General features: G+C 56.7%; 20 protein-coding genes. 12 read left to right on the forward strand and 8 right to left on the reverse strand.

Features of this window, described 5'->3' with window-relative positions; translation table 11 throughout:
- The first annotated feature begins 39 nt into the window (after positions 1 to 39).
- The 7 genes from HMPREF1121_RS03460 to HMPREF1121_RS03490 all read left to right on the forward strand — a co-directional run bounded on the left by HMPREF1121_RS03460 (position 40) and on the right by HMPREF1121_RS03490 (position 7617).
- Positions 40 to 438, forward strand: coding sequence for an HU family DNA-binding protein (locus tag HMPREF1121_RS03460; protein WP_232223726.1), 399 nt, complete (start codon positions 40 to 42; stop codon positions 436 to 438).
- Between the two features lie 22 nt (positions 439 to 460).
- Positions 461 to 1831: a TolC family protein gene (locus HMPREF1121_RS03465; RefSeq protein ID WP_044114645.1), complete on the forward strand. Its 1371-nt coding sequence runs from the start codon at positions 461 to 463 to the stop codon at positions 1829 to 1831.
- A gap of 4 nt (positions 1832 to 1835) precedes the next feature.
- Positions 1836 to 2873: an HlyD family secretion protein gene (locus tag HMPREF1121_RS03470; RefSeq protein WP_084151937.1), complete on the forward strand. Its 1038-nt coding sequence runs from the start codon at positions 1836 to 1838 to the stop codon at positions 2871 to 2873.
- A 1-nt stretch (position 2874) separates the two neighbouring features.
- Entirely contained in the window at positions 2875 to 4047 is a 1173-nt protein-coding gene (locus tag HMPREF1121_RS03475) for an ABC transporter permease (RefSeq protein ID WP_044114646.1), read from the forward strand.
- A gap of 7 nt (positions 4048 to 4054) precedes the next feature.
- A complete protein-coding gene (locus HMPREF1121_RS03480) occupies positions 4055 to 5239 on the forward strand; it encodes an ABC transporter permease (RefSeq protein WP_052353574.1) in 1185 nt (394 codons plus the stop codon).
- 529 nt (positions 5240 to 5768) lie between these two features.
- Positions 5769 to 6413, forward strand: coding sequence for an ATP-binding cassette domain-containing protein (locus tag HMPREF1121_RS03485; RefSeq protein ID WP_044114647.1), 645 nt, complete (start codon positions 5769 to 5771; stop codon positions 6411 to 6413).
- A gap of 4 nt (positions 6414 to 6417) precedes the next feature.
- The gene (locus HMPREF1121_RS03490; RefSeq protein WP_044114648.1) at positions 6418 to 7617 is read left to right on the forward strand and encodes a hypothetical protein; all 1200 of its coding nucleotides are present in this window, start codon (positions 6418 to 6420) and stop codon (positions 7615 to 7617) included.
- 101 nt (positions 7618 to 7718) lie between these two features.
- Here HMPREF1121_RS03490 and HMPREF1121_RS03495 read toward each other — a convergent pair whose 3' ends face one another.
- The 3 genes from HMPREF1121_RS03495 to dgt form a co-directional block, all read right to left on the reverse strand.
- Positions 7719 to 8039: a MerR family transcriptional regulator gene (locus HMPREF1121_RS03495; RefSeq protein ID WP_009432139.1), complete on the reverse strand. Its 321-nt coding sequence runs from the start codon at positions 8037 to 8039 to the stop codon at positions 7719 to 7721.
- Positions 8040 to 8051: 12 nt separating this feature from the next.
- The gene (locus tag HMPREF1121_RS03500) at positions 8052 to 9047 is read right to left on the reverse strand and encodes a type I phosphomannose isomerase catalytic subunit (protein ID WP_044114649.1); all 996 of its coding nucleotides are present in this window, start codon (positions 9045 to 9047) and stop codon (positions 8052 to 8054) included.
- 118 nt (positions 9048 to 9165) lie between these two features.
- The gene (gene dgt, locus HMPREF1121_RS03505; protein ID WP_044114650.1) at positions 9166 to 10506 is read right to left on the reverse strand and encodes a dGTP triphosphohydrolase; all 1341 of its coding nucleotides are present in this window, start codon (positions 10504 to 10506) and stop codon (positions 9166 to 9168) included.
- An 853-nt stretch (positions 10507 to 11359) separates the two neighbouring features.
- Here dgt and HMPREF1121_RS03510 point away from each other — a divergent pair.
- The 5 genes from HMPREF1121_RS03510 to cobM all read left to right on the forward strand — a co-directional run bounded on the left by HMPREF1121_RS03510 (position 11360) and on the right by cobM (position 18099).
- Entirely contained in the window at positions 11360 to 13027 is a 1668-nt protein-coding gene (locus HMPREF1121_RS03510) for a DUF4836 family protein (protein ID WP_044114651.1), read from the forward strand.
- A gap of 188 nt (positions 13028 to 13215) precedes the next feature.
- A complete protein-coding gene (locus HMPREF1121_RS03515; protein WP_044114652.1) occupies positions 13216 to 14523 on the forward strand; it encodes a Na+/H+ antiporter NhaC family protein in 1308 nt (435 codons plus the stop codon).
- 6 nt (positions 14524 to 14529) lie between these two features.
- Positions 14530 to 15075 carry a GNAT family N-acetyltransferase gene (locus HMPREF1121_RS03520; RefSeq protein WP_044114653.1) on the forward strand — a complete coding sequence of 182 codons (546 nt, stop codon included), beginning with the start codon at positions 14530 to 14532 and terminating at the stop codon, positions 15073 to 15075.
- Between the two features lie 24 nt (positions 15076 to 15099).
- The gene (locus tag HMPREF1121_RS03525) at positions 15100 to 16248 is read left to right on the forward strand and encodes an iron-containing alcohol dehydrogenase (protein ID WP_044114654.1); all 1149 of its coding nucleotides are present in this window, start codon (positions 15100 to 15102) and stop codon (positions 16246 to 16248) included.
- Positions 16249 to 16278: 30 nt separating this feature from the next.
- Positions 16279 to 18099: a precorrin-4 C(11)-methyltransferase gene (cobM, locus tag HMPREF1121_RS03530; protein ID WP_044114655.1), complete on the forward strand. Its 1821-nt coding sequence runs from the start codon at positions 16279 to 16281 to the stop codon at positions 18097 to 18099.
- A 564-nt stretch (positions 18100 to 18663) separates the two neighbouring features.
- Here cobM and HMPREF1121_RS03535 read toward each other — a convergent pair.
- The 5 genes from HMPREF1121_RS03535 to HMPREF1121_RS03555 form a co-directional block, all read right to left on the reverse strand.
- A complete protein-coding gene (locus tag HMPREF1121_RS03535) occupies positions 18664 to 21240 on the reverse strand; it encodes a TonB-dependent receptor (RefSeq protein WP_044114656.1) in 2577 nt (858 codons plus the stop codon).
- A gap of 339 nt (positions 21241 to 21579) precedes the next feature.
- Positions 21580 to 21825 carry a hypothetical protein gene (locus HMPREF1121_RS03540; protein ID WP_044114657.1) on the reverse strand — a complete coding sequence of 82 codons (246 nt, stop codon included), beginning with the start codon at positions 21823 to 21825 and terminating at the stop codon, positions 21580 to 21582.
- A 21-nt stretch (positions 21826 to 21846) separates the two neighbouring features.
- On the reverse strand, positions 21847 to 22902 hold the full coding sequence (locus tag HMPREF1121_RS03545; RefSeq protein WP_044114658.1) for an SPFH domain-containing protein: 1056 nt from the start codon (positions 22900 to 22902) through the stop codon (positions 21847 to 21849).
- Between the two features lie 35 nt (positions 22903 to 22937).
- The gene (locus HMPREF1121_RS03550) at positions 22938 to 24332 is read right to left on the reverse strand and encodes a hypothetical protein (protein WP_044114659.1); all 1395 of its coding nucleotides are present in this window, start codon (positions 24330 to 24332) and stop codon (positions 22938 to 22940) included.
- Between the two features lie 146 nt (positions 24333 to 24478).
- Entirely contained in the window at positions 24479 to 25111 is a 633-nt protein-coding gene (locus tag HMPREF1121_RS03555; protein WP_009432110.1) for a nitroreductase family protein, read from the reverse strand.
- Positions 25112 to 25277 lie beyond the last annotated feature (166 nt).

Consider the following 25277-nt stretch of genomic DNA (forward strand, 5'->3'; position numbering starts at 1 on the left):
TTCACCACACATAGGTCACCAAAAAAAACAATAAGAAATATGATGACTCTTGAGATAAAGAGTAAGGTATCTAAGCAGGGCCTTCGCGCCGGCAAGACGCTTTACTACGCCTATCCTACGAAGCGCGAGAAGCTAAGCATCAACCAAGTGATGGAGCAGATCAGCAATATCTGTTCGCTCTCCCGCATCGATGTAGAGTCCGCTCTGCACGCCTTCGCCGAGGTCGTATGTACGAGCTTCGAGCAAGGCGTCGGCGTCGACCTTGGAGAGATAGGCACACTTATGCCTTTCGTCCAAGGCAAGCTGATGAACACCCCCGAGGAGGTCACCGAAGCGACCCTCCAGCCTGCGAAGATCATCATGCACCCGAAGAAGAATATCCGCCAAGCGCTCGGCCGCATCACCTGCCAGATCAAGCGCGAGCCCACCCAAGACTAAGTAAGAATAAGAAATAGCTATAATGGATCTACGTTTATCAGTACGCACCAAGCGTATAGCCCTCCTCCTCACTGGGCTCGTGGCCAGCACGTCGCTGCTCTCTGCCCAAGAGAAGCTCACCCTCGACGAGTGCCGTGCAATGGCCAAGACCCACAGCCGGGTGCTCCAGCAGAAGGACGCCGAGCGCGAAGCTGCCCACGCCCGCAAGCAAGAGGTCTTCACGAAGTTCTTCCCTCAGGTGACGGCTCGCGGAGCCTACCTGCACATGCAGAAGGAATTCCACCTCATCGACTGGGACAAGCCCCTGGGCTCCTTCAACTTCCTCATCCCCGATCGTCTGCGTCACCTCGGCACCGTCGACCTGCGCAACGTATGGGTGGCCAACGTCACCGCCATCCAGCCCATCTACCTCGGAGGTAAGATCACCACAGGCTATCAGATGGCCTCGCTCGCCGAGCAGCTGCAGGATAACCTCCGTGAGACAGCTGCTACGGAGATCGAGACGAAGGTCGATGAGACCTATTGGCAGATCATCTCCCTCGACAGCAAGTCGCGCCTACTCGACCAGCTCGTAACCCTACTGACGCGGACTGTGCATGACGTAGATGCCTCCATCGCAGCGGGTGTAGCGACGAAGGCCGACGGCCTCTCCGTCCGCACCAAGCTCAGCGAAGCCGAGGTCAAGCGCAGTCAGGTACAGAATGGCCTCGAGCTCTCGAAGATGCTCCTGGCTGACCTCTGCGGCTTGGAATCCTCTGCTGAGATCCATCTGGCAGACGAAGGACAGATCGAGCTTGCCCTCCCCGCTCCTACCGAGCGCCTGCAGGCAGAGGACCTTCCCGCCGCCGTCGAGCGCCGCAGCGAAGTACGCTCCCTGCGTATGGTCGATACCATCTATAGCAAGCGCGTGCGTATGGAGACGGCAGAGCTCCTGCCTAAGGTCTACGGCTTCGCCAGCTATTCGGCTACGAATCCCAATAGCTTCAATGGCCCGAAGAAGGAATTTGGCGGACAGTATTACCTCGGCGCGATGCTTCAGGTACCCATCTCCGACCTCTTCTCAGGCTCCTTCCGCCGTCGTCAGGCTAAGGCTGAGCACCGCGTCAAGCAGCTCGAGCTCGCCGAAGCCCGCAGTAAGATCACCCTGCAGATGAAGCAGGCACTCCGCACCGCTGACGATGCTCGCCGTGCCTACCAGACGGCTCTCAAGGCTGTCGAGATGGCGCGTGAGAACATGCGCTACGCCGAAGTCGGCTACAAGGAAGGCGTCATACCCCTGCTCAACTACACCATGGCGCAGACCGCCTGGATGAGTGCACAAGACAGTCTCATCGACGCGCAGATCCGCGTCCTCCTCTCCGAAAGCAAACTGAAGAATATCCTTGCCCTATAAAACAATGAGTACACAACCCACCCAGCAGCCCACGCAGAACGAGGCTGCCAATGCATCGTCCAAGAAAAGTATCATCTTCGGCGTCGGTATCGTCGTCGTAGCTATGGTCCTCTTAGCCCTCTCAGGCTTCATCTTCTTCGGTGAGAAGGAGGATATCATCACCGGCCAAGTAGAGGTCGATGAAGTACGCATCGCGGGCAAGGTCCCAGGTCGTATCACCGAGTTCCTCGTCAGCGAAGGCCAGAGCGTACATCGTGGCGACACCCTCGTGCGCATCTATTCGCCCGAAGTCCTCGCTAAGCTCGAGCAGGCTCAGGCCGCTAAGTCCGCTGCCGAAGCCCAAAGCCAGAAGGCACAGGCTGGTGCTCGTAAGGAACAGAAGGAAGGCGCCTACGAGATGTGGCAGAAGGCTAAGGCTGGCCTCGAGGTCGCTGAGAAGAGCTTCGAGCGCGTCGAGCGCCTCTACAAGGAAGGCGTCCTCCCCGCACAGAAGTACGACGAAGCCACCGCTCAGCTCAACGCAATGCGTGCTACCGAGCGTGCTGCTCGCAGCCAGTACGACATGGCGATGAACGGTGCTCAGCGTGAGGACAAGTGGGCTGCACAGGCCCTCGTCGAGCGTGCCACAGGTGCTATCACCGAGGTCGACGCTTACCTCAAGGAGGGTGCGCTCATCGCTCCCGTCGACGGTATCATCTCCGAGATCTACCCTCATCAGGGCGAGCTCGTAGGTACGGGCGCCCCTATCATGAACATCTCCGACTACCGCGCCGTGCGTGTCCTCTTCGCCGTACGTGAAGACAAGCTCGCCGGCCTGCGTCAGGGCAGTAAGCTCCACGGCACCATCCCAGCCCTCGGCGGTAAGAAGGTCGAGCTGACTGTCTCGAAGATGAAGGACATGGGGAACTACGCCACGTGGAAGGCTACGAAGCCTCGCGACCAGCACGACCTGCGCACCTTCGAAGTAACTGCTCAGCCCACCCAGCCTGTCGAAGGTCTGCTGGCGGGTATGACGATCGTACTTGACAAGGGTCAGCTCTAAGATGTCAACCCCCAAGACAGGTCTGGGTGCCGTACTGAGGCGCGAACTCCGCTACCTCACGACGCGCCCTATCTACCTCTTCGCCATCTTCGGGGCACCGCTCTTGGTCACCCTAATGCTCCTCTACATGATGGGCGGAGGACTCCCGACCAATATGCCTGTAGCGGTCGTGGACGAAGACCACACCGCTACCTCGCGTGCCCTCACACGTAGCCTCGATGCTTTCCAGAGCTCTAAGGTAGCCCTCGAAGCAGCCTCGATGTCCGAGGCGCTCGAAGCGATGCGCCGTGGGGAGGTCTATGCGATCTTCCACATCCCCTCCGGCCTGCAGGCAGGTGCGGGATCGGCACGTCAGCCCAAGCTCCACTATTATACCAATAGCGCCTACCTGATGGCAGGGAGCTTCACCTTCCGCGATATGAAGATGCTCTCCGAGCTTGCTTCGGCCAAAGTCGGCCTTCAGACCGGCCAAGCCAAGGGCAAGACGATGGAGGAGATCATGGCTACCGTGCAGCCCATCGTCGTGCGCAATGAAGTGATGAGTAACCCTTGGCTGAACTATTCGGCCTACCTCACCACGACGATCCTCCCGGGTATCCTGCAGCTGATGATCCTACTCCTCACCTCGTACAGCATTGGTCTCGAGATCAAGCGCGGTACGGCGAGCGAATGGCTTCGTCTGGCTAAGGGCTCGATGAGCCGTGCGCTCATCGGCAAGCTCCTTCCGCAGACCATCCTCTTCGTCCTCTCGGGCTGGATCATCCAGGGCATCCTCTACGGCTGGATGGGCTATCCCCTGCAGTCGGGCTGGGCACCGATGGCACTTGCTATGCTCTTCCTCGTGCTGGCAGCTCAGGCCCTCGGTATCTTCTTCATCTCGCTGATCCCCGTGCTCCGTATGGGCATGAGCCTCGGTAGCCTCCTCGGGATGCTGTCCTTCTCGATCTCGGGGATGAGTATCCCCGTGAGCTCGATGATCGCACCGATGCAGGCGCTGGCCTATATCTTCCCCCTGCGCTACTACTTCCGCATAGGGATCAATCAGGCGCTCATCGGGGCACCCTTCGCTGACTCGCTCCCCCAATATATCGGGCTACTCGCCTTCATATTCCTGCCGCTCATCATGCTACCTCGTCTGAGGAAGTACCTCCTGAATGTCGGCTATATCGCTTGATGCTTCTATGAATATCATCCGATCTCTCAGACTCCGCATGAGTGACCTCTGGCAGGTCTGCCTCAGGGAGTTCCGTCATATCTTCGCAGACAGCGGGGCTATCCTCTTCTTCCTCGTCGTCCCCTTCGCCTATCCCTTCCTCTACTCCGCCCTCTATGGGAGCGAAGTCGTGCGGGAGGCACCACTGGTCGTCATCGACAAGAGCCACACGGCACACTCACGCGAATTCATCCGCCGTGTCGATGCTTCGCCCGATGTACGTGTGGTGGCTCATGTCGCTGGGGAGTCAGAGGCCTACCGCCTCATCGGGGAGGAGCGCGCCTACGGCATCTTGATTATCCCCGAAGACTTCGACCGTATGCTGATGAGCGGGCGCCAAGCGCACGTCGACCTGCATGCGACCTTCGTCTCTGCACTCTACTATAAGGCCTTCTCTCTGGCGACGACCGAGGTAGCGCTGACGATGGGGCGCGAAATCGAAGCGGAGCGCCACCACGGTCCCTCCAGCGAAGCCACACGTATCTCCGTCCGCCCTATCGAGAGCGAATGGGTCGTACCCTACAACCCGCAAGGGGGCTTCCAAGGCTTCCTCCTGCCTGGGGTGCTGGTGCTCATCATCCAGCAGACGCTCCTCATCGGCATCGCGATGATGTCGGGTACGCAGCGTGAGCGTGGCGGGCTGAGCACACCCGTGCAGTACGTCGGCGGGCACTACGTCAGCGTAATGCGCCTCCTCATAGGTCGTGCGATCTGCTACTTCACCCTCTACTCGGTGACGTCGCTCTTCACGCTGGTCGTCGCACCCTGGCTCTTCGGCCTACCACAGCTGACGGACTTCACGACCTATGTGCTGCTCTTCCTGCCGATGATCCTGGCGATGATCTTCTTCTCTCTCGGCTGCAGTCTCCTGACGCGCCACCGTGAGAAGGCGATGATCCTCTGGGTCTTCACCTCGGTGCCCTTCCTCTTCCTCACGGGGCTGTCGTGGCCTCTGTCGGCTATCCCTGGCCCCCTGCGCGCGCTGGGCTATCTCATCCCCTCGACGCCAGGCGTCCAAGCCTTCGTCGCCGTGAGCAGTATGGGCGCACAGCTCTCCGACATCCTACCGCAGTACATCACGCTGTGGGTACAGGCGCTGGTCTACTTCCTGATCACGTCCTTCGCCTACGCTCGCGTGCTGCGCCGCTCGTAGCTCACAGCTCAGCTGTATCAAATATGCGAGGCCCGAAGCATCTCTGCTTCGGGCCTCGCGTGCTTTATGGCACCAAGATAAGACTATTTGCGCTCAAGCATCATACGGTAGCGCCACTTCGGAGTCCATCCCTTCGGAGAGAAAAGCAGGAAGCAGTAGTCAAATGATTTCCTATGAGTACGAATAAAAGTTGCTGACGAATAGCTGATAAGTTTGATCTACGTGCGTGGCTCTAAAATCTACGTACGTAGTCTTTGGGATTTACGTACCTGGTCTTTAAGACTACGTGCATAGACAGAGGAAATGCACTACGGGAAGCTCCCTTTTTCTTCACGGGAATGTAGATTTTGCTCCGCAGGGCAAGAAGAATCCCCGTGATGGGGTTCGCACCACCCTTCCACTGCATTATTCTTGCATCATAAGCCGATAATCCATATCTTGCACGTTGATAATCACGGGGGTGCAGTCGCACAGACCCGCATTTTCCCTCCCCCAAGAATACAAGCGACTAAGTATAGTCCATCTCTCCATGCAGCAAATCACCCTCTCCCAAGTCCTACCCGAGGTCTTCCGTGAGCGTACCGATCTCGTCTCCGAGGTCTGGCGACAGGAGCTCAGCCTCGAGCGAGGCAAGCACTATCTCATAGAAGCCTCTTCCGGCGCTGGTAAGTCGTCCTTCTGTAGCTTCGTCTACGGTTGGCGTGGCGACTACTCGGGGCGCATCGCCTTCGACGGACAAGATATCCGCGCACTCTCCGCCTCAGCCTGGGGGCGCATCCGACGTGAATCCCTGAGCTTCCTCTTCCAGGATATGCGCCTCTTCGGCGAGCTAACGGCTTGGGACAACGTGTGGATCAAGAACCAACTCACAGGGCATAAGGACCGCCAGACTATTGAGGGCTACTTCGAGGCACTCGGTATTGCCGACAAGCTCAAGAGCCCCGCACGCCTGCTGTCCCTCGGGCAGCAGCAGCGCCTTGCCGCTATCCGCTCACTCTGTCAGCCCTTCGACTTCCTCCTCCTCGACGAGCCCATCAGCCACCTCGATGAGGCGAATGGCCGTACGCTCGCAGGGCTCATCACCGCCGAAGCCACCGCCCAAGGCGCCTCCGTCATCGTCACCTCCGTAGGCAAGCACCTACCGCTGGAGTATCACCACACCTACCAGCTATAGCCCTATGAATAGACTTGTCATACGCCTGCTGAGCCGTCATATCAGCCCACTGCAGCTCTTCGGCTTCTTCGTCGCCAACCTCATCGGTATGGCGATCATCCTACTCGGGTGCCAGTTCTACCAAGATGCGACGAGCGTCCTCGGTGCGAAGGACCGCTTCATGAAGGGCGACTACATCATCATCAGCAAGCAGGTACGCGGCGGCATCTTCAGCGGGAAGAAGAGCAACAGCTTCTCCGCCAGCGAAATCGAAGAGCTATCGAAGCAAGACTTTGCCCTGCGTGTCGGGCGCTTCCTCCCCTCGAAGTTCCGTGTGTCGGCTGGCCTGACGCTCGGCATCGGGATGTCGACCTATATGTTCTTCGAAGCCGTACCCGAAGAGTTCCTCGACGTGAAGGCCGAGGACTGGAAGTACGATCCGAATAGCGATGAAGTGCCGATCATCATCCCACGCAACTACCTCGGGCTGTACAACTCTGCCTTCGCGCAGAGCCAGGGCCTTCCGCTTCTCTCCGAGGCGACGATGAGTAGCCTTCCCCTTCAGCTCGACCTCTCGGGTGCTGGCGAAGAGGTCCAGCTACGTGGCCGTATCGTAGGCTTCTCCAACCGCCTCAATACGCTACTCGTCCCCCTACCCTTCCTTGAGGCGATGAACGAACGCTTGGCACCTGGTGCCGAAGCCCCCTCGACACGCCTCATCGTCGAGGTCAAGAGCCCCTCCGATCCAGCCATCACGCTCTACCTGCGTGACCACCACTATGAGAGCGAAGGCGAGCGCCTCGCATCGGGCGAATCAATGTACCTCCTGCGACTCCTCGCGGGGCTTGTCTTAGCTATCGGGGTACTCATCTCCACCCTCTCGGTCTATCTGCTCCTACTCTCGATATACCTGCTCCTGCAGAAGAATACGCGACAGATCGAGGATCTCCTGCTGCTCGGCTACACGCGTAGTGCCGTCATCCGCCCCTACATCGCACTGACGCTCCTCGTGCAGTGTGCTGTCCTCGGCCTTAGTCTCGTCGCTGTGGCCTATGCCCGTGGGTACTATATCGAGGCAGCCCAGCGTCTGCTCTCTGACGAAGTGAGCGGAGGGCTTGGCACGACCGCCCTCATCGGTGTCGGCATCTTCCTCATCACAGCGCTCATCAATACGCTCTCCATCCGCCACAAGGTGCACAGCCTACGTCTCTTTGCTAAAGCATAGGCTCCACTAAGCGCCACAAAAGCCTAAGCCCGTGCCCCCAGATGTGGGAGCACGGGCTTATGTTTTTTATCGGCTATTCAGCTGACTATGGCAAGGGGCGATTAGCCGAGTGCCTTACGCAGCTCATCGAGCTGCTGACGGATCTGCCGTAGGCGGAGTAGCGTATCGGCGCGCGACTCGAGTGAGGACTGACGGACGCGAAGCTGGGCATTCGCCCCCTCGATCGTCATCCCCTTCTCTCGCAGGAGGAGCTGTATGGTGCGTAGCGTCTCGATATCCCGCTCGGTGTACTGCCGCACGCCCTTAGGGGAGATGTGAGGCGATACCTGCGGGAAGACACTCTCCCAGTAGCGGACGGTCGAGACGGGCTCACCGAGCTGGTGCGCCACCTCCTTGATGCGGTAGAAGAGTCGCTTAGCCATAGCTGCAAGCGCTTACTTAGCTGCGGGGATGTAGGTCTCGAGGAGCTTGACCTTGCCCACGGGTGTGAGGGTGAGCGAAGGATTGGAAGCTGGGACGAGTACGCTCTGACCTTGATGCAGCTCGACGACCGTGCCGTCAGCATCCGTCAGACGCACGCCACCCTCCATACAGATGTAGATGACGAAGCTATCCAGCTTAGACCAGTCGCGAGCGAGTGGCGCATCGAGGTCGAGGAGGTTCGTCTCGAAGTAGCGGCAAGATACCAGCTCTACGGGAGCATCTACCTGAGGCGTGTAAGCCGTGCGGTAGTCGTCCTCGAGGTGATAGTCGATGGCGTCCTTCGCCAGCTCGGTGTGAAGCTCACGCTTGTTGCCTGCGGCATCCGTGCGATCGTAGTCGTAGATACGGTAGGTGATATTGGAGGTCTGCTGGATCTCAGCGATGAAGCAGCCTGCACCGATAGCGTGGACACGACCTGCGGGGAGGAAGAAGACATCACCAGCATTCACTTCATATTCGGCGAGTGCCTCGACGATGGTACCTTCTTCGATACGGCGCACGTAGTCCTCGGGCGAAGACTGCACGGCGAAGCCGCTATAGAGCTTAGCCCCTGGGGTCGCATTGATGACGTACCACATCTCGGTCTTCCCGAAGGAATTGTGACGCTTGAGACCGAGGGCATCATCGGGATGCACCTGGATAGAGAGGTAGTCGCGAGCATCGATGAACTTGATGAGCAGGGGGAAGCGACGGCCAAAGCGCTCGAGGACGCTCTTACCGACGAGCTCTTCGCCGTAGGTAAGGATCAGTTCGTCGAGGTTCTTCCCAGCGAGCGGGCCAGCTGCGACGACGGAGTAATTGTCGTCGACGTGAGAGATTTCCCAGCTCTCACCGACCTTCTTATCGTCGGGAGTAAGGCCTTTGAATGGGCGGATAGCACTGCCGCCCCAAATGACTTCCTTCAAGAGAGGCTCGAAGGTCAGGGGATATAGCTTATTGATAGACATGATGGGATGTATGATATCGTGGAGATATATGTGGATTGTGTCGGATGACGGTGCAAAGGTAGTCATTATAGCCTCTACACCCTATTTATACATAGGTACAAAGAGAAGAAGCGAGCGCTTAGACCGCAGGGAGGTTCATCCCCGTGATGCGGCGATAGAGGTCAAGGGCATAGATATCCGTCATCCCCGAGATATAGTCCAGCGTGCTCTGGATGCGTCCGTACATCGTGGGCTGCCCCATCTCATACTGGCTACTTACGCGACTGAGGAGCGTGCGGCTGTACTGGTAGTCGGGGTGAAGCTGTGCCTCAAGGAGCTGATCCAGCAGGGCGGTGAAGATACGATGCCCTGCGAGCTCGACGTCGACGACCTCGCGAGCCCGATAGATGCGGGCATAGGCTGTCTGGCTACAGGCCTCGTAGGCTGCCTTCGTGCGTGGCTCGAGGTGATGGATGAGGCTACCGGAGAAGGTCCCCGCGAGGATCGCCTGCTCGGCATCGAGGAAGATACCTGCAGCCTCCTCGACCAAGAGGTTGATGACCTTGGAGCGCAGGTAAGCCGTCTGCTCGTTGGGATCGGTGATATGCCGAAGGCTCTGCTGCACCTCCCGCAGCTCCTCCTCGGAGAAGAAGGCCGAGAGCAGTCCCTGTGCCTCCTCACGACTCAGGATGTGGAGCTTCGCGGCATCCTCGATATCCATGATCTGATAGCATATATCGTCTGCGGCCTCCACGAGGTAGACCAGCGGATGGCGGGCATAGCTCAGTGCCGAGGCGGTGCGTCGCTCGAGCCCCAGCTCTGTGGCGACCTCCTTCATCGTCTCCTCTTCGGTGGCGAAGAAGCCGAACTTACTCTTCCCTCCTGCCAAGAGACTACTATAGGGATACTTCACGATGCTCGCCACCGTGCTATACGTCAGAGCGAAGCCCCCAGGACGGCGACCACGGAACTGATGTGTCAGGAGGCGGAAGGCATTCGCATTCCCCTCGAAGTAGAGGAAGTCCTCCCAGCGTCCGCCCTCGGCACGTACCAAAGGCTCCCAGCGCTTCCCTGGGCCTTCACCGAAGTAAGCGCTGATCGCACGCTCTCCGCTGTGTCCGAAGGGGGGATTCCCCATATCGTGCGCCAGACACGCAGCGCTGACAATGGCACTGATACCCGAGCGGAAGGGCGTCTCACGGTCGGTGGGATAGCGCTCGGAGAGCACCTCCCCGACGATATTACCCAGCGAGCGCCCGAGGCAGCTCACCTCGAGGCTATGCGTCAGGCGGTTGTGCACGAAGATGTTCCCAGGCAGAGGGAAGACCTGCGTCTTATTCTGTAGGCGACGGAAGGCAGGCGAGAAGACTAAGCGGTCATAGTCCCGCTCGAAGTCGCTTCGTGCCCAGCCCCGCGACTGGGGGCGCTCTGCGCGGTCTGCACCCAGACGGCGGTCAGAGAGGAGTTGGGTCCAATGCATTGGCTTAGGATCGAGAGCGAGCAGGGAGACTCCCCGCTCGTAGTAAGGAGATGAATGATACCACAAAGGTAGTGCATCTAAGCGCTTTAACCCTCATCTCCCCCAGAGATCAGGATACACGCCCCGAAGAAGGTGATGTGAACCAATATAGGTCGGCGCGCTGACCTATATTGAGATTGTTGCACAGAGTCCTGTTTCCTATTTAAAGTGCTAAGGCATCGTGCGCCCAGCTCCCCGATACACCTCTCCGAAGTGACCGAGCAAGCCCTACGCCTTATCACATATATTCCTCTTATCCTGCAAAGGGAAAAGTGTCCTTCTCGTGAAGGAAAAAGCGCCTTCACGTAGTGGTTTTTCAGTATCTATGCACGTAGTCTTAAAGACTAGGTACGTAAATCCCAATATCCACGTACGTAGATATTAGAGCCACGTACGTAGCCCAAACTTATTTGCCACTCGTCCACAACTTTTATCCCTATGCGGAGCAACAGTCTCATATTGGCCGAGAAGCGAAGCTATATAGGTCGATATATGTGACCTATATTGGTCGGAGCAGTGACCTATATAGGTTCGTCCAGTGACCTATATAGGTCGCTATCCCCCTCCTCCAGAGTTCAGAGCAGCGAAGCAATATACCCCTGAATGTCAGGCACTAACAAAGCGCCCTTATTCTCCCATTCTCCCGCCCTACTCTTCGGCAGAGCGACATCCTTTGCTCCCAGGATAATAGGAGGAGCAAAATGCCCGTTTGAGCTAACAGCAGAGTGATCACACGTAGCGGCCTCTTTTGTGGATATATCCCTATATTTGCAGTATATAGATGCCCCCAATTAACTACACATCATAGCGACTTATGAAAGGAATCAAACATTACCTTCTCCTCTTAGCAGTCCTTGCCCTCGGGCTCTCCAGCTGTAGCAAGGACCAAACTTACCAGCATGCCCTGCCGGCTGACGCCTACTCGGTATGCTCCTTCGACCTCAAGTCTATGGCCAAGAAAGCCGGCGTCACCAACAGTAAGGATGGCGAGCTACAGAAGCGTCTCACCGAGATGCTGAGCGACAGCGAGGAGGCCGAAGCCTACTACAAGGAGCTCATCCAAAACCCCAGCAAGAGCGGTGTCGACCTCAAGAGCCCCGTCTTCCTCTTCTCCAATGAAAAGGTCAGCCTCGGCTACCTCCTGCGTGTCGATGACAAGGGCAAGCTCGAGGCCTGCGTGAATAAGCTCCGTAAGCTCCGCAACAAGGATGCTGCAGCTCTCAAGGCCGAGGACGGCATCTTCTTCGATATCGACGAAGACTCCACCGAGCCCGAAGATGTCGAATACGATGAGAGTGAGTACGACACCATCGAAGAGACCAGCGACACGACAGCCCACCAGCCCGTGATCTCTACCTACCATGTCTCTGGGAATGTCAAGCTCTACGCCTTCAATGACAAGGCCTTCATCTCCCTCAACACCAGCGAGTCGACCATCGAAGAGACGAAGCAGCTCGCTAAGCAGTACCTCAGCCAGACCAAGGACAAGAGCTATGTAGCTACCCCAGCCTTCCGTGACCTCGAGGACCAGAAGGGCGATATCCGCGGTGTCCTCTCGATGGCAAAGTTCCTGGACTCCAGCTATGGCAAATCAATGACTAAGAACATTGTAGGCCTTTCGGATGCCACCAACTTCGATGGCATCGATATGAAGAAGTGCTACATGCTCTACTCAGTCTCCTTCGAGACGGGCGAAGTCGTAGGTACCATGACCTATGGTAGCGAAGACAAGGAGATCCTCAAGAAGCTCAAGAAGATCGCCGAGGAAGTCTCTCCCAAGTCCGTACAGGATGACCTCGTGAAGTACCTCCCCAAGGATAGCTACATAACCGCTGCTGCTACGATCAGCGCACAGAAGCTCCTCGAGCACTACAGCAAGCTCCCTACCTTCAAGGAAGCACTCTCAAACCTCAAGGAGGAAGGTATCGATATCGAAGCTATTGCTCCCACCCTCGGAGAGGAGATCGCCTTCACCTTCCCCCACATCAACGCGGAGCAGTCGGAATTCGGCCTCGTAGGCTACCTCAAGACGAAGGATGCTACGCTCGTGGACATGCTCTACCAGCAGGCTGAGAAGGAGCACTCTGGCAGATACATCAAGGACGGTGGTGAGCACCGCTATCGCAATGCGGATGATCCCTTCTTCTTCGGCTACCAAGATGGTGTGACCTATATGGCCTACGGCGGTATGGGAAGAGAGCTGCTCTTCAAGACGTCGGGTGAGAACTTCACGAAGCACAGCGACTACAGCTCGCTCAAGAAGGGCAACAGCTTCTCCTACATCGACCTGAAGAAGCTCCTGACGACGGCTCCTACCTCTGATCTGCTCCAGATGTTCATCGGCGAGAAGGCCAAGGCCTTCCGCGTCCTCCAGTCCCTGAGCTTCACGGCCACCAATCTCGATGGTAAGATGAGCCTGAAGATCGACTCGAAGGAGAACTCGCTGAAGACACTCGCAGACCTCTTCGCTGCCCTGCGATAATCCCTCACGACCAGCGCTCTGCACCGAGCGTCCCCCCTTACGCAGTGCCCCGCCCCTCGATCGGAGGAGCGGGGCACTGCGCATTTAGCAGGCACTCACCCGCCAGATAGTCGGAATAGAATGCGTACCTTTGTGCCACTGTGCAAGGGATTTGCACGACGTACATTCCATCATTTACTCCCTCCCGCATGCAGCAAGATACCCCTACATTTTCGCCGAAGCGATGGGGCTGGTTCGGTCTGAGCCCTCTCATCGTCTTCCTCTCCGTCTATCTACTGACCTCGATTTGTGCAGGGGACTTCTATAAGATGCCCATCACGGTGGCCTTCACCGTAGCCTCGATCTATGCCGTCGCTATCACCCGCGGCATCAAGCTCGAGGAGCGTATCCGCCAGTACTCACGTGGTGCCTCCGACCCGAATATCCTCCTGATGATCTGGATCTTCGTCTTGGCTGGTGCCTTCGCTACAGGAGCTAAGAGCATGGGTGCCATTGATGCGACCGTGAACCTTATCCTCTCGCTCCTCCCCTCCTCGCTCCTCCTCCCTGGGCTCTTCATCGCGGCGTGCTTCATCTCCCTCTCCATCGGCACGAGTGTCGGCACGGTCATCGCCCTCGTACCCATCGCCCTCGGGCTCGGTGAGAGCCTCGGGCTATCGAATGCCTATGTAGCCGCCGTCGTCACGGGGGGCGCCTTCTTCGGCGACAACCTCTCGTTCATCTCCGACACGACTATCGCAGCGACCCGCACACAGGGCTGTAGCATGAAGGATAAGTTCCGTGCGAACATCGCTATCGTCCTACCAGCCGCCATCATCGCTCTCGTCCTCTACTTCGTCGTCGGACTGGAGCTCCCTGCCGTACGTCCCTCGGGCGAAGGCTCCTTCCTCCTCACCCTCCCCTACCTCCTTGTCCTCGTGGCGGCCGTCGCTGGGATGAACGTGCTGGGTGTCCTCACCCTCGGCATCATCGCCTGCGGTGCTGTCGGGCTGGGTACAGGTACGCTACCCGCCTGGGACTGGATAGCCGCTCTCGGCAGTGGTATCACGGGCATGGGCGAGCTGATCATCGTGACACTGATGGCAGGCGGTGTACTCGAGCTCATCCGCTACAACGGCGGTATCGATTACCTCCTCAGGCACCTCACACGTGGCATCAGTGGCAAGCGTGGGGCTGAGCTGACTATCGCCGTCCTCGTCTCTGTGGCCAACCTCTGCACGGCAAACAATACGATCGCTATCCTCACCACGGGCAAGGTATCCCGTGAGATCACGAAGCAGTACGCCCTCGATCCGCGCAAGACGGCGAGTATCCTCGACACCTTCTCCTGCTTCGTGCAAGGGCTCATCCCCTATGGCGCTCAGCTCCTCCTTGCTTCGAAGCTCGCAGGTGTGTCGCCTATGGACATCGTCCCCAACCTCTACTATCCCTTCATCATGGGTGGCTGCGCACTGCTCTCGATCCTCCTGCGCTTCCCACGCCGCTACTCCCGCTGACCCGTCATGCCTACCATCGAGCTATACCCCATACCTTGGGGACAAGAGCCCCCAGCACATCTGCGACAGATCTATGAGGAAGCCTTCCCTCCCGAAGAGCGTCGTCCGTGGACGCAGCTCTTCGGCCCAGAGCGCTGCGAACATATAGCTCAACTCATCCTCTCCGATGACGAGGTCGTGGGCTTCGTCATAGGCTGGGAGCTACCTTCATCACATTACTTTGAGTACCTTGTCATTGATCCCAATCGAAGAGGACAAGGCCTTGGTACTAAAGTACTCCAGCTGCTGGGACAGCTCTACGACGACGAATATCCCATCGTCCTCGAAGCCGAACCAGCGGGCTACTCACCAATGGCGGAGCGACGCTTAGCCTTCTATGCACGCTTTGGACTCACCGTACAGCCCTTCGACTACCGCCAGCCACCCTATGGAGCAGACCTCCCCTGGGTCGATCTACACTTACTCTCTAATCGCTCACTACAGGAAGCAGACTTCCTCCGCATCCAGCAGGAGATCCACCGCCAAGTCTACCGTATCTCTTCAGACAAGTAATGTCTACCAGACAAGTAAAGCCCTATGAATAACTTCACCTTCCGCAATCCCACCAAGCTCGTCTTCGGTAAAGACAGCATCCTGGAGCTCCCTAAGCTCCTTCCCTCTGATGCTAAGATCCTCCTCACTTTCGGCGGAGGTAGTGTCAAGCGTAATGGTGTCTACGAAGCCGTCATCAGTCAGCTCAGTGGCTTCCAGACCGTAGAGTTCTGGGGCATCGAACCGAACCCCAAGGTAGAGACCCTGCGTAAGGCTATCGCCCTGGGGAAGCAGGAGGGAGTCACCTTCGCCCTCGCAGTGGGCGGAGGGAGTGTCCTCGATGCCAGCAAGCTTATCGTCAATGCGATCCCCTCGGAGCGTGATGCTTGGGATCTCGTACTACATGGCGCTGACCGAAGCGTCCAGACCCTCCCTCTTGGCACTGTGCTGACGATCCCCGCTACGGGCTCAGAGATGAACCGTGGAGCCGTGATCTCCAGCGAAGCGACACATGAGAAGTTCGGCTTCTACAACGAATATCCCCTATTCTCGATCCTCGATCCGAGCTATACCTATTCCCTACCCGACTACCAGATAGCGTGTGGTATCGCCGATAGCTTCATCCACGTCATAGAGCAGTACCTCACCCGTGCCGGGGAGAGTCCTCTCATGGATCGCTGGGCGGAAGGCATCCTACTCACCCTCATCGAAGAGGCAGACAAGATCAAGGCTCAGCCTGCAGACTACGATGCACGTGCCACCTTCATGCTCTCGGCGACGATGGCACTCAATGGCTTCATCTCTATGGGCGTGACACAAGACTGGGCGACCCATCGCATCGGGCACGAGATCACGGCTCTCACGGGGCTAACGCATGGTCATACACTGGTCATCGTCCTGCCCGCCCTCCTCAGAGAGCAGGCTGGCAAGGGGAAGCATGCCAAGCTCCTGCAGTATGCCTCCCGTATCTGGGGTCTTACCGAGGGTAGTGAGGACGAACGCATCACTCAGGCTATCGACAAGACAGAAGCATTCTTCCGTTCGCTTGGTCTCGAGACGCGTCTCTCGGAGCGTGGCTTCGGAGATGATCTACGTGAAGAGATCGTCCGCCGCTTCCGTGAGCGTGGCACCCTCCTCGGTGAAGATCAAGATATCGACCACGAAGCAGTGGCACGCATCCTTGCTCGCTGCTAATCCTCCCTTATCATACACAAAACCTCCTCTATGACTCTTGCCATCCTTGCCGTCTCACCCCAAGGGATCCAGACGGCTAAGCCAATCCTATCCAACTATCCCGATGCTCGCCTCTTCTCCACTCATCCTGGGGAAGGGGTCGAGCACATCGATCATATCCAGTCGTTCGTAGCCGAGCAGTTCACCGCATTCGAAGGGTGGATCTTCATCGGTGCTATGGGTATCTGTGTGCGTAGCATCGCTCCACTGATCGGGCACAAGTACACCGATCCAGCGGTGATCAACATCGACAGCACGGGGCGCCACGTCGTCTCCGTCCTCTCGGGACACATCGGCGGTGCCAACGAGCTGACGCGTGACCTCGCTGCCCTCCTCGGTGCCGAGCCCGTCATCAGCACGCAGACCGACAATACAGGCCTGTGGGCTCTGGATCTCTTCTCTCGCCGCTATGGCTGGGTGACGAAGGCCAGTTCCGAGGGGCTGAACCGCCCCATCGCTCTCTATACCAATAGGGAGAAGACCGCCCTCCTCCTCGAGGTGCAGGACAAAGGCACGAGCGAGCTGGAGCGTACCAAGGCCGACCATGTCGACGTCTATTACTCGCGTGAGGAGCTTATCCCTCGTCTCTCCGAGTACGCGCTGCTCCTCGTCGTCTCCTACCGAGCACTGGAGACCGACCTACTCCCCGTCGTACACTTCATCCCACCTGTACTGAGTCTCGGCCTCGGCTGCCGCTATCAGTGCGACCCCAAGGATATCGTCAGCTATATCCTCGGTGAAGTACGCCGTCATGGCTTCTTCCCCGAGGCCATCCACCATTTGGCGACCATCGACCTCAAGAAGGATGAGCCGCTCCTGCATGAGCTCGCCGCGACCCTCCAGCTCACTCCCAAGATCTACACCGCAGCCGACCTGGCAGACGTAGAGGTCGCTAATCCCTCGAAGAAGGTCCACGAGGTGACGGGCGTATGGGGCGTAGCTGAGAGCACGGCACGCTATGCTGCCTCCCTCGGTAGTCTCGTCCTCGAGAAGCAGAAGGGCATGCTCCACAATGGCAATGACTTCACCTTCGCTCTGGCTGTAGAGCGCAGTGCAGAGCACCGCGGACATATCGAGATCGTCGGTGCAGGCCCTGGTGACCCTGACCTCATCTCCATCCGTGGTCGTCAGTGGCTGGAGATCGCTGACCTCATCCTCTATGCGGGAAGCCTCGTCCCTCGTGCCCTGACGCTATGCGCTAAGCCAGGTGCTACGGTGCGTAGCTCGGCTGACATGAACCTCGAGGAGCAGTTCGCTCTGATGAAGGAGTTCTACGACAAGGGCCTCATCGTCGCCCGCCTTCACACCGGTGACCCCTGTATCTACGGGGCGATCCAGGAGCAGATGGCCTTCTTCGATGCCTATGGGATGAGCTACCATATCACCCCAGGGATCTCGTCTTTCCAGGCGGCAGCTGCGGAGCTCCGCTCACAGTTCACCATCCCCGAGAAGACGCAGACCATCATCTTGACGCGTGGCGAAGGCCGCACGAAGATGCCCGAGACGGAGCAGCTTCACCTCTTGGCTCGCTCACAGAGCACGATGTGTATCTTCCTCAGCGCGGGTATCGTCGACGATGTACAGCGCCAGCTCCTTGAGCACTATCCCGAGGATACGCCCGTCGCGGCCTGCTACCACCTGACGTGGCCCGACCAGCGTATCTACCGTGGCGTACTGCGTGACCTCGCACAGATCGTCCACGAGAACAAACTCACCCTGACGACGATGATCGTCGTCGGCGAAGCCATCGACAATCGCAAGGGGCTCTCTCGCCTCTATGCCGATGAGTTCAAGCACCTCTTCCGCAAGTAGTCTCTCGCACTACCCAAGAGAGTAGCCACCAAGAGCAATAGGTCACGGCCTCCATCCCTACCGAGTAGAGATGGAGGCCGTGACTTTTTATGTGGGGAGCGTATATCTGCTTAGATGAGGCTGTAGCCGAGAGTCCTGCCCTCTATTTAGTTAGAGTGCTAAGGCATCGTGCGCCCAGCTCCCCGACATATCTCTCCGAAGTGATACGCAAGCCCTTCGCCTTATCGCGAGTATTCCTCTTATCCAGCGAAGGGAAAAGCATTGTTCTCGTGAAGAAAAAAGCACCTTCACGTAGAGGTATTCTTCTATCTATGTACGTAGTCCTAAAGACCAGGCACGCAAATCCAAATATCCACGTACGTAGATATTAGAGCCACGTACGTAGTCCAAACTTATCTGCCACTCGTCTACAACTTTTATCCCTATGCGGAGCAACAAGCTAATAGAGGTCACTTCACAAAGCTATACGGAAACAGTCCAAAGCTATATAGCTTTGGACTGTTTCCTATATAGTTCTACCTACGCACCCATATACCTATATATGGGACATTGCGCAATCATCTCTTAGATATCGAAGGTAGCTGAGAGGTAGAGGCGACGAGGGCGGTTCGGCCCGTAGATGTAGTCCGAAGCTCGTCCAGGACCCATATCGGTATCCTTCTGATAGGCATTGAGGAAGTTCTGCACACCAGCATCCAGCGTAAGCTTCACCAGCGAAGTGAGGCTGAAAGCATAGCTTACACGGAAGTCAAGATCAACAAAGGGCTTGGCCTTGTAGAGGTAAGCTGACCCTGCATTCTGCCCACGGTAGCGCATGCCATCACGAACGACATCAAAGTGCCCCTGAGCATTCAGCTCATTAGCTTGGAGGTTGAGATCCCCCACTCCTTCGTAGGCCGTATGGGGCACATTCATCGAGCCCGTATAGGTACCCGAGAGGACGAAGCTCAGAGCAGAGGTAGGACGTAGCGTAGCAGTCAGATAGCCGTAGAGATTAGGGGTACGCTCGTAGTCTCGTGTGGTGACCTTGGCCTGCGTAGGATTGTCTTCATCAGCATCGAAGAGCACCTTGTCCTGCCCGTAGAGACTGCGCTGTAGGGTCACGCCGCCCTGCAGGTCGAAGAGGCGCTGGTACGCCAGACGAGCCTCGAAGCTCAGGCCATAGACCTTGCTCATCCCGTCACGAGCGTTGATGATCGTGATGACCTTGCGCCCCGTCTTGGGGTCGAGGACACCATCCTCATTGTCTGGAGTGAACTTGTCTCGGATCCAGGTAGCGAAGCCTTCACCCATGAGGTTGAGCTGCCAGCCCTTCCCCAGCGTGGTGTACCAGTCGAAGGAAGCGCTGAGGCTACGAGAGCGCTCTTCCTTCAGATCCTTCGCTAGGACACGCTCCTTGGGCTCGCCACCCGCCAGCGTGACGTGCATCTCCTCATCGAAGAACTGAGGAGCACGGAAGCCTTCGCTGTAAGAGAGGCGTAGACTGAGGTCCTTCGTGGGATTGAAGCGCACGTTCGCTCTGGGGCTGAAGATGAGGAGCGGATCAATGCTCTTCTGCCCACCCTGCGTCAGACGAACATAGTCGAAGCGCCCACCGAGGAGGAAGTTCCACCGGTCGGTCGAATACTCCAGCTGGTCGTACTGCGACCAAGTCGTCGTCACTTGATCGATGCCGTGAGCACGGTAGCCACTCTTATCGTTGAGCGTCGAATAAGCACCCTCAGCACCCACCGTCAGAGTCAGCGCCTTGGGGAACTTGTGGACATAGGTACCGCCCCCCTGGAAGTCAAAGCCCTTGGTCTCGCCATAGGCTGTCAGCGCCTTGAGGGCACCATCATAGGCCTTCTGATACTCCTCGGCCTGCTTCTTCTCCTCGTCGGTGCCTTGGGCATTACCACGAGGGAGGTTGATCAGGGGCTTTAGGAGCTCATCGGCGTAGTCGCCCCCACCATAGTAGCTCTTACGCAGGACCTTCTGCCCCGAAGCATAGAGACTGAAGCTGTCGTTGCCCTCAGCAGTCGTCTGGTCGAAGCGTAGGCTTCCCCCATCGACGAAGTGCTGGAGATACTCAGCAATACGAGCTTGGAAGGGTGCTTCACTTAGGCGATCACCACCACGACGATACTCGTGCATGGAGCGATATTCAGCCGTCAGCTTGCCATAGATGCCCGTCTTGTAGTAGGCACGGAAGCCCAGGGCTCTATTCTTCAGTTCGGGAATATCGGTGAAGTCATCCCCATCGACATCCACGATCCCACGAGAGGAATGCTGACCGAAGATCATCGCAGCAGCACGGCGGTCTTCGCTGACCAGCGAACCATTGAACGAGGTGGTAGGCATCAGCGAAGTGTATGCCCCCTTGTTCTGCTGGAAGGAAGTATAGCTCTGGCGAAGGCTAGCGGTATTGCGCAGAGGCTCTCTCGTGATCACATTGATCACTCCACCGACGGCATTAGCGCCGAAGAGGGCTGATCCACCCCCACGTACCACCTCGACACGCTCGATCATAGAGGCAGGGATCTGCTCCAGACCATAAACGCCAGCAAGCGAGCTGAAGATAGGACGGCTATCGATGAGGATCTGAGAATAAGCCCCTTCAAGCCCGTTGATACGCACTTGGTTGAAGCCACAGTTCTGACAGTTGTCCTCGATGCGAAGACCTGGCTGGAAGCGGAGACCTTGGCTGAGGTTCTCCGAATTGGTCTTCTTGAAGATCTCCTGCGAGAGGACGGTGACAAGGCTCGGTGCATGACGGCGAAGCGTCTCCTGACGATTAGCCGAGACGACGACCCCATCGAGGTCAATACTCTGCTGCTGGAGGTAGAGATCGAGGTGGCGACTATTCCCAGCTTCGATACCGACACGGCTCTCCTCCACCCCATAGCCCACGAGACGTGCTTGGATGGTATAAGAGCCCGGAGCAAGGCCTTGGATGGAGAATGCTCCATGGACATCGGTCGTCGTGCCAATAGTCGTCCCCTTGATGAGGACCTGGACATTAGGAAGGGATTCGTGAGTCGAAGCATCGACGACGGTACCCACGATACTCCCCGTCGTCGCTGAGTGCTGTGCCTGAGCTTGCCCAAGGGCCACAAGGACAAGGCTCAGCAGTAGTGCCATACGGCAAATAATACTCTTCATGTATACTATTAAGTTGATTATACGAATCGGACCAACAACAGAGCAAGACGTAGTCCACCCAGCGCAACTCACCCGTCAAAGGATCCTGGGAAAGGGCTACATGTCGAGCGGAGAGAGAGGCTTTCTCGAGAGCGATTCCTCGGTAGAGCGAGGGATCTTGTTCTGTTTAGGTCTACACAAAGTTAAACACAGAGAGCACAACTATGGATCACCTACCCACAAAATACCTATTGCTGGGGATAGACTGATACCCGCTAATAAGCTAATAAATAGGTCACGGCCTCCATCTCTACCGAGTAGAGATGGAGGCCGTGACCTATTATTATTAAGGAATAGTCCTTAGTCCTTCTTGCGCTGAGCGATAGAGCCCGAAGACTTATCGTAGCGGTTGGAGCGACCGCCGAAGAAGAAGGGCAGGATGACCGTGAAGACCAAGAGAGCCCCCAGCACGACGAGGCCCGTGATCCAGGCCTTGGTCAAGTCGGCAGAGGTGATGGGGAGTTCGACACCCCACATCCCAAGGAGATAGAAGGCCAGCGTAGCCAGGAGAAGCAGCGTGATGATGCCGCCAAAGATGTACTTCATAAGTCGGATCTGTCTGAGGGGTTAGAGTTGATCGAGAAGCTCTTGCTTCTTCTTGTCGTAGTCTTCCTGCGTGATGACGCCTTCACTGAGGAGGAGCTTGAGCTGCGTGAGGCGACGAAGCAGTGGGTCATCGGAGCCGAGATCCTCGGTCTTTACCTGAGGAGCCTCGGGAGCAGGAGTTGCGGGAGCAGGCTCTTCACCATTCACGGTCTGAGTGAGCTTCTTACCCAGCTCCAGACCGAGCCCCATCTGCAGACCTGCAGCACCGATACCACCTTCGTTACGAGCAGCATCGCGCAGAGCCTCGAGACGCTGCATCTCTTCGTAGCTGATACCCGCTTCACTGGCAGCAAGGCTCTCTGCCGTGATATCTGCCACGCGAGCGATACGCTGGCTCGTAGCCTCATCATAGTGGGTACCTGTGATACGCACATCCGTCAGCTCAATACCCAGCTCGCTGAGGATGGGTGACATCGTAGATTGGAGTTCGCGAGAGATCTCAGGCAGGCGGCCGTCGATCTCTGTGATGGGATACTGATGCGCATGGAGGATAGAGGCGATCTGCTGGTAGGCACGCTCGACGATGACACTCTGGAGTGCACTTACCTCATAGTTAGCGACACCAGCACCGATGAACTGTGTGAAGAAGTGGCTGGGATCAGCGACACGGAAGGCATAGACCCCATGCACACCGAGCTCTACAGGCACCTTGTAGATCGGGTCAACGATGAGTATAGGCGTAGCCGTTCCCCAAGGGATATTGACGATCTGCGTGGTACGGAAGAAGTAGATCTGGAGCTTGTGCTCGCTCTCAAAGCCCTGACGCAGACGTACCAGCGTAGTGAAGAAGGGATGGTTATCTGTCTTGAGCTGGAAGGAGCCTGCCTCGGTCAAGACCTCAGCGACCTTGCCTTCGTAGACGAGGAGCGCACCCTGACCAGGAGCCACGATGAGCTTACTACCGTCCTTGATTTCATCAAGTGAGGAGGGGAAGCGATACCAGAGATCGCCTGGGCGTGGATCAGCCCACTGGATGACCTGCGCCAGCTGCCCCTTGAAAACATTGAATAGACCCATGAGAAATAGTATGTGAGGTTAGATAAGTGGAGCAATTAGCCTTTAATAAGTTCTCCGTAATTTGTGCTACTGACGAGCTTACCAGCATTGGAGATAAGCCAAACCGTATTATATCCAGCGAGCAAGTAGCCTCCTGCAAAGCGCGACACCCCCTGGACACGACCAAGCTTTTCCTTGCCCTCCTCATCATCGGAGAGCGTCCAAAGGAGCTTTCCCGTCTGAGCATCTAAGCACTGGATCGAGCGAGAAGCATCAGGAGCTGCCGTGGGAAGGAAAGAGATGAGGACTCGATCCTCAGAGTAATAGAGGACCTCAGGTGAGAAGTAATAAGCTCCTGGAGTCAGGTCTTCATAGCCCTGCATGCGTGAGATCTGCATATGGTAGGGTAGGACAAAAACCTTGCGGAATGGGGATCTTTCAGTGAAGACGCCAGAGCCCCCATAATCCTTTTGCCAGCCAAAGGTCGGAGAGAAGCGGGGATAGCCCATCTGATCAAGCGTACGATAGCGTACCAACTGGATTTGTTGATCCTCGTATTCAAAGTTACTTGTCGAGAAGGCAAAGCGCGTGTAGACCTTCGGTGAAGGCAATTTCTCCGTGTATGCATTACGCTTGCTATCTTCGGTATAGAGCTTGCCTGCCAAGGGATAGAAAAGATAGTTCTTCCCCAGATTCGTCATGATCTTAAAGCCATCGCCCTCATCGCGATAGGCGAACTCTATCCTAGCAAATCCATCATGTAGCTGCGAGTGGTTAGGGAAGTCTTCGCCATGGAGCTCCTTTATCTCGAGGCTCGAACGATCTATATGATAAAGGTGCTTCTTATTGATAATCAGATAGACTTGACCATCCTCAAACTGGCACACATCGCTAAAATCAAAGCGTCCCTTAATATCCGGTATTTCAATCTCCTTGAGGAGCTTATTTGTCTCACCATCGACCAAAAGAACAAATCCTTTAGCCTCCTTCCAACTCGATCTCATCGGATGCCATGTCCCATAGATCATCACCACAGGACGCCCGGACGCACTCGTAAAGGCAAAGAGGCTCTTAAGATCATAAGACATTCGCTCTCTATGCGCAGCTGCACCATAGGCGGGAGTATCCTTTGCGATACGCTCAGCGACACGATCCATAGAGCGGCTTGAGAAATAGTTGCCGAGGAAGATAATGAAGAAGAAAGCGAAGAGTGTCCCTAAGATGATAGCGACCGAGCGCTTGGGATGCTCGGTCATCTGCTTCCGAAAGAGAGCTAAGGGATCATCCGTACGACTGGGGAGCGTCTCGTACTTATGGTGGATGGTGATATCGTCCGAGTCGAGAAAAAACTCCGTCGAGCAGCTATCGCAGCGATAGTGATCTTCTCGAATCAGCGTCGCACGCGTACTACCACATTGAGGGCACTTCAGGGCTTTGATATGCTTGGGCATACAGGGTATAAGCTATGCTAAAAGGAATAATACGTCATTAATAATGAACGGAATAAACTCCCACATAGTATACATATGCACCAAATGGGCCTATCTTATAGAATAGGCCATTTGGTGCATATTACGATTTCAGGAGGCAACGGTCATTAGATGAAGGTCGCGAACTCTTCCATCGAGTTGCGCACCTTCTTCATCTTACCCAGCCAGTCGCGCTCGGGATCAGCGTAGCCGAGGTAAAGGAGCGAGACGCTACGCAGGCCCTTCTCACGCAGACCGAGGAGCTCGTCGACGAGCTTGGGGTCGAAGCCACCGATAGGCGTGCTATCGATCTTCAGCTCAGCTGCCTGTGCCAGCGCCAGACCGAGGGCGATGAAGCTCTGGTTAGCTGCGTGCTGGAACTGCTCTTCCTTAGGCATCTTACCGAACGTCTCCTTCAGCATATCGGTGTAGCGCTTGAAGCGACCACGTACCAGACCACGCTCATCGGTCGTCAGGTCGTAGATCTCATCGATACGCTCGGGCGTGTACTCATCCCAAGCAGCGAAGACGATGACGTGTGAGCACTCGCGCATGCAGTCAGGGTTCAGCGCCCCTTCGACCATCTTCTCCTTGAGCTCCTGGTTGCCGACGACGATCAGACGGAACTGCTGCAGGCCCGATGACGTGGGAGCCAGACGTGCTGCCTCGACGATCTTCATCAGGTCTTCTTCACGGAGCTTCTTGGTAGGGTCGTAGGCCTTCGTGGCGTGGCGCCACACGAGGTCATCTAATAGTGCCATATTATTTGTCTTTATATTTAATTAATAGTGTCCTATACGTACGTAAAGATAATCACTCTCGGCGACCTAAACTACACAGCCAGACGGATTCATCGTGACCGCAGAGAGAAGCCTTCATCCCGCCCTCGACACCAAGCCTATCAAGGTGCATGCCCAGCTACTCGAT

It is taken from the genome of Porphyromonas sp. KLE 1280 (genome assembly GCF_000700805.1).
GTDB lineage: Bacteria > Bacteroidota > Bacteroidia > Bacteroidales > Porphyromonadaceae > Porphyromonas > Porphyromonas pasteri.

Bases quoted from the DNA above. Each gene is read 5' to 3' on its own strand.
- HMPREF1121_RS03460 (WP_232223726.1), top strand. From the start codon at position 40: ATGATGACTCTTGAGATAAAGAGTAAGGTATCTAAGCAGGGCCTTCGC.
- HMPREF1121_RS03465 (WP_044114645.1), top strand. From the start codon at position 461: ATGGATCTACGTTTATCAGTACGCACCAAGCGTATAGCCCTCCTCCTC.
- HMPREF1121_RS03470 (WP_084151937.1), top strand. From the start codon at position 1,836: ATGAGTACACAACCCACCCAGCAGCCCACGCAGAACGAGGCTGCCAAT.
- HMPREF1121_RS03475 (WP_044114646.1), top strand. From the start codon at position 2,875: ATGTCAACCCCCAAGACAGGTCTGGGTGCCGTACTGAGGCGCGAACTC.
- HMPREF1121_RS03480 (WP_052353574.1), top strand. From the start codon at position 4,055: ATGAATATCATCCGATCTCTCAGACTCCGCATGAGTGACCTCTGGCAG.
- HMPREF1121_RS03485 (WP_044114647.1), top strand. From the start codon at position 5,769: ATGCAGCAAATCACCCTCTCCCAAGTCCTACCCGAGGTCTTCCGTGAG.
- HMPREF1121_RS03490 (WP_044114648.1), top strand. From the start codon at position 6,418: ATGAATAGACTTGTCATACGCCTGCTGAGCCGTCATATCAGCCCACTG.
- HMPREF1121_RS03495 (WP_009432139.1), bottom strand. From the start codon at position 8,039: ATGGCTAAGCGACTCTTCTACCGCATCAAGGAGGTGGCGCACCAGCTC.
- HMPREF1121_RS03500 (WP_044114649.1), bottom strand. From the start codon at position 9,047: ATGTCTATCAATAAGCTATATCCCCTGACCTTCGAGCCTCTCTTGAAG.
- dgt (WP_044114650.1), bottom strand. From the start codon at position 10,506: ATGCATTGGACCCAACTCCTCTCTGACCGCCGTCTGGGTGCAGACCGC.
- HMPREF1121_RS03510 (WP_044114651.1), top strand. From the start codon at position 11,360: ATGAAAGGAATCAAACATTACCTTCTCCTCTTAGCAGTCCTTGCCCTC.
- HMPREF1121_RS03515 (WP_044114652.1), top strand. From the start codon at position 13,216: ATGCAGCAAGATACCCCTACATTTTCGCCGAAGCGATGGGGCTGGTTC.
- HMPREF1121_RS03520 (WP_044114653.1), top strand. From the start codon at position 14,530: ATGCCTACCATCGAGCTATACCCCATACCTTGGGGACAAGAGCCCCCA.
- HMPREF1121_RS03525 (WP_044114654.1), top strand. From the start codon at position 15,100: ATGAATAACTTCACCTTCCGCAATCCCACCAAGCTCGTCTTCGGTAAA.
- cobM (WP_044114655.1), top strand. From the start codon at position 16,279: ATGACTCTTGCCATCCTTGCCGTCTCACCCCAAGGGATCCAGACGGCT.
- HMPREF1121_RS03535 (WP_044114656.1), bottom strand. From the start codon at position 21,240: ATGAAGAGTATTATTTGCCGTATGGCACTACTGCTGAGCCTTGTCCTT.
- HMPREF1121_RS03540 (WP_044114657.1), bottom strand. From the start codon at position 21,825: ATGAAGTACATCTTTGGCGGCATCATCACGCTGCTTCTCCTGGCTACG.
- HMPREF1121_RS03545 (WP_044114658.1), bottom strand. From the start codon at position 22,902: ATGGGTCTATTCAATGTTTTCAAGGGGCAGCTGGCGCAGGTCATCCAG.
- HMPREF1121_RS03550 (WP_044114659.1), bottom strand. From the start codon at position 24,332: ATGCCCAAGCATATCAAAGCCCTGAAGTGCCCTCAATGTGGTAGTACG.
- HMPREF1121_RS03555 (WP_009432110.1), bottom strand. From the start codon at position 25,111: ATGGCACTATTAGATGACCTCGTGTGGCGCCACGCCACGAAGGCCTAC.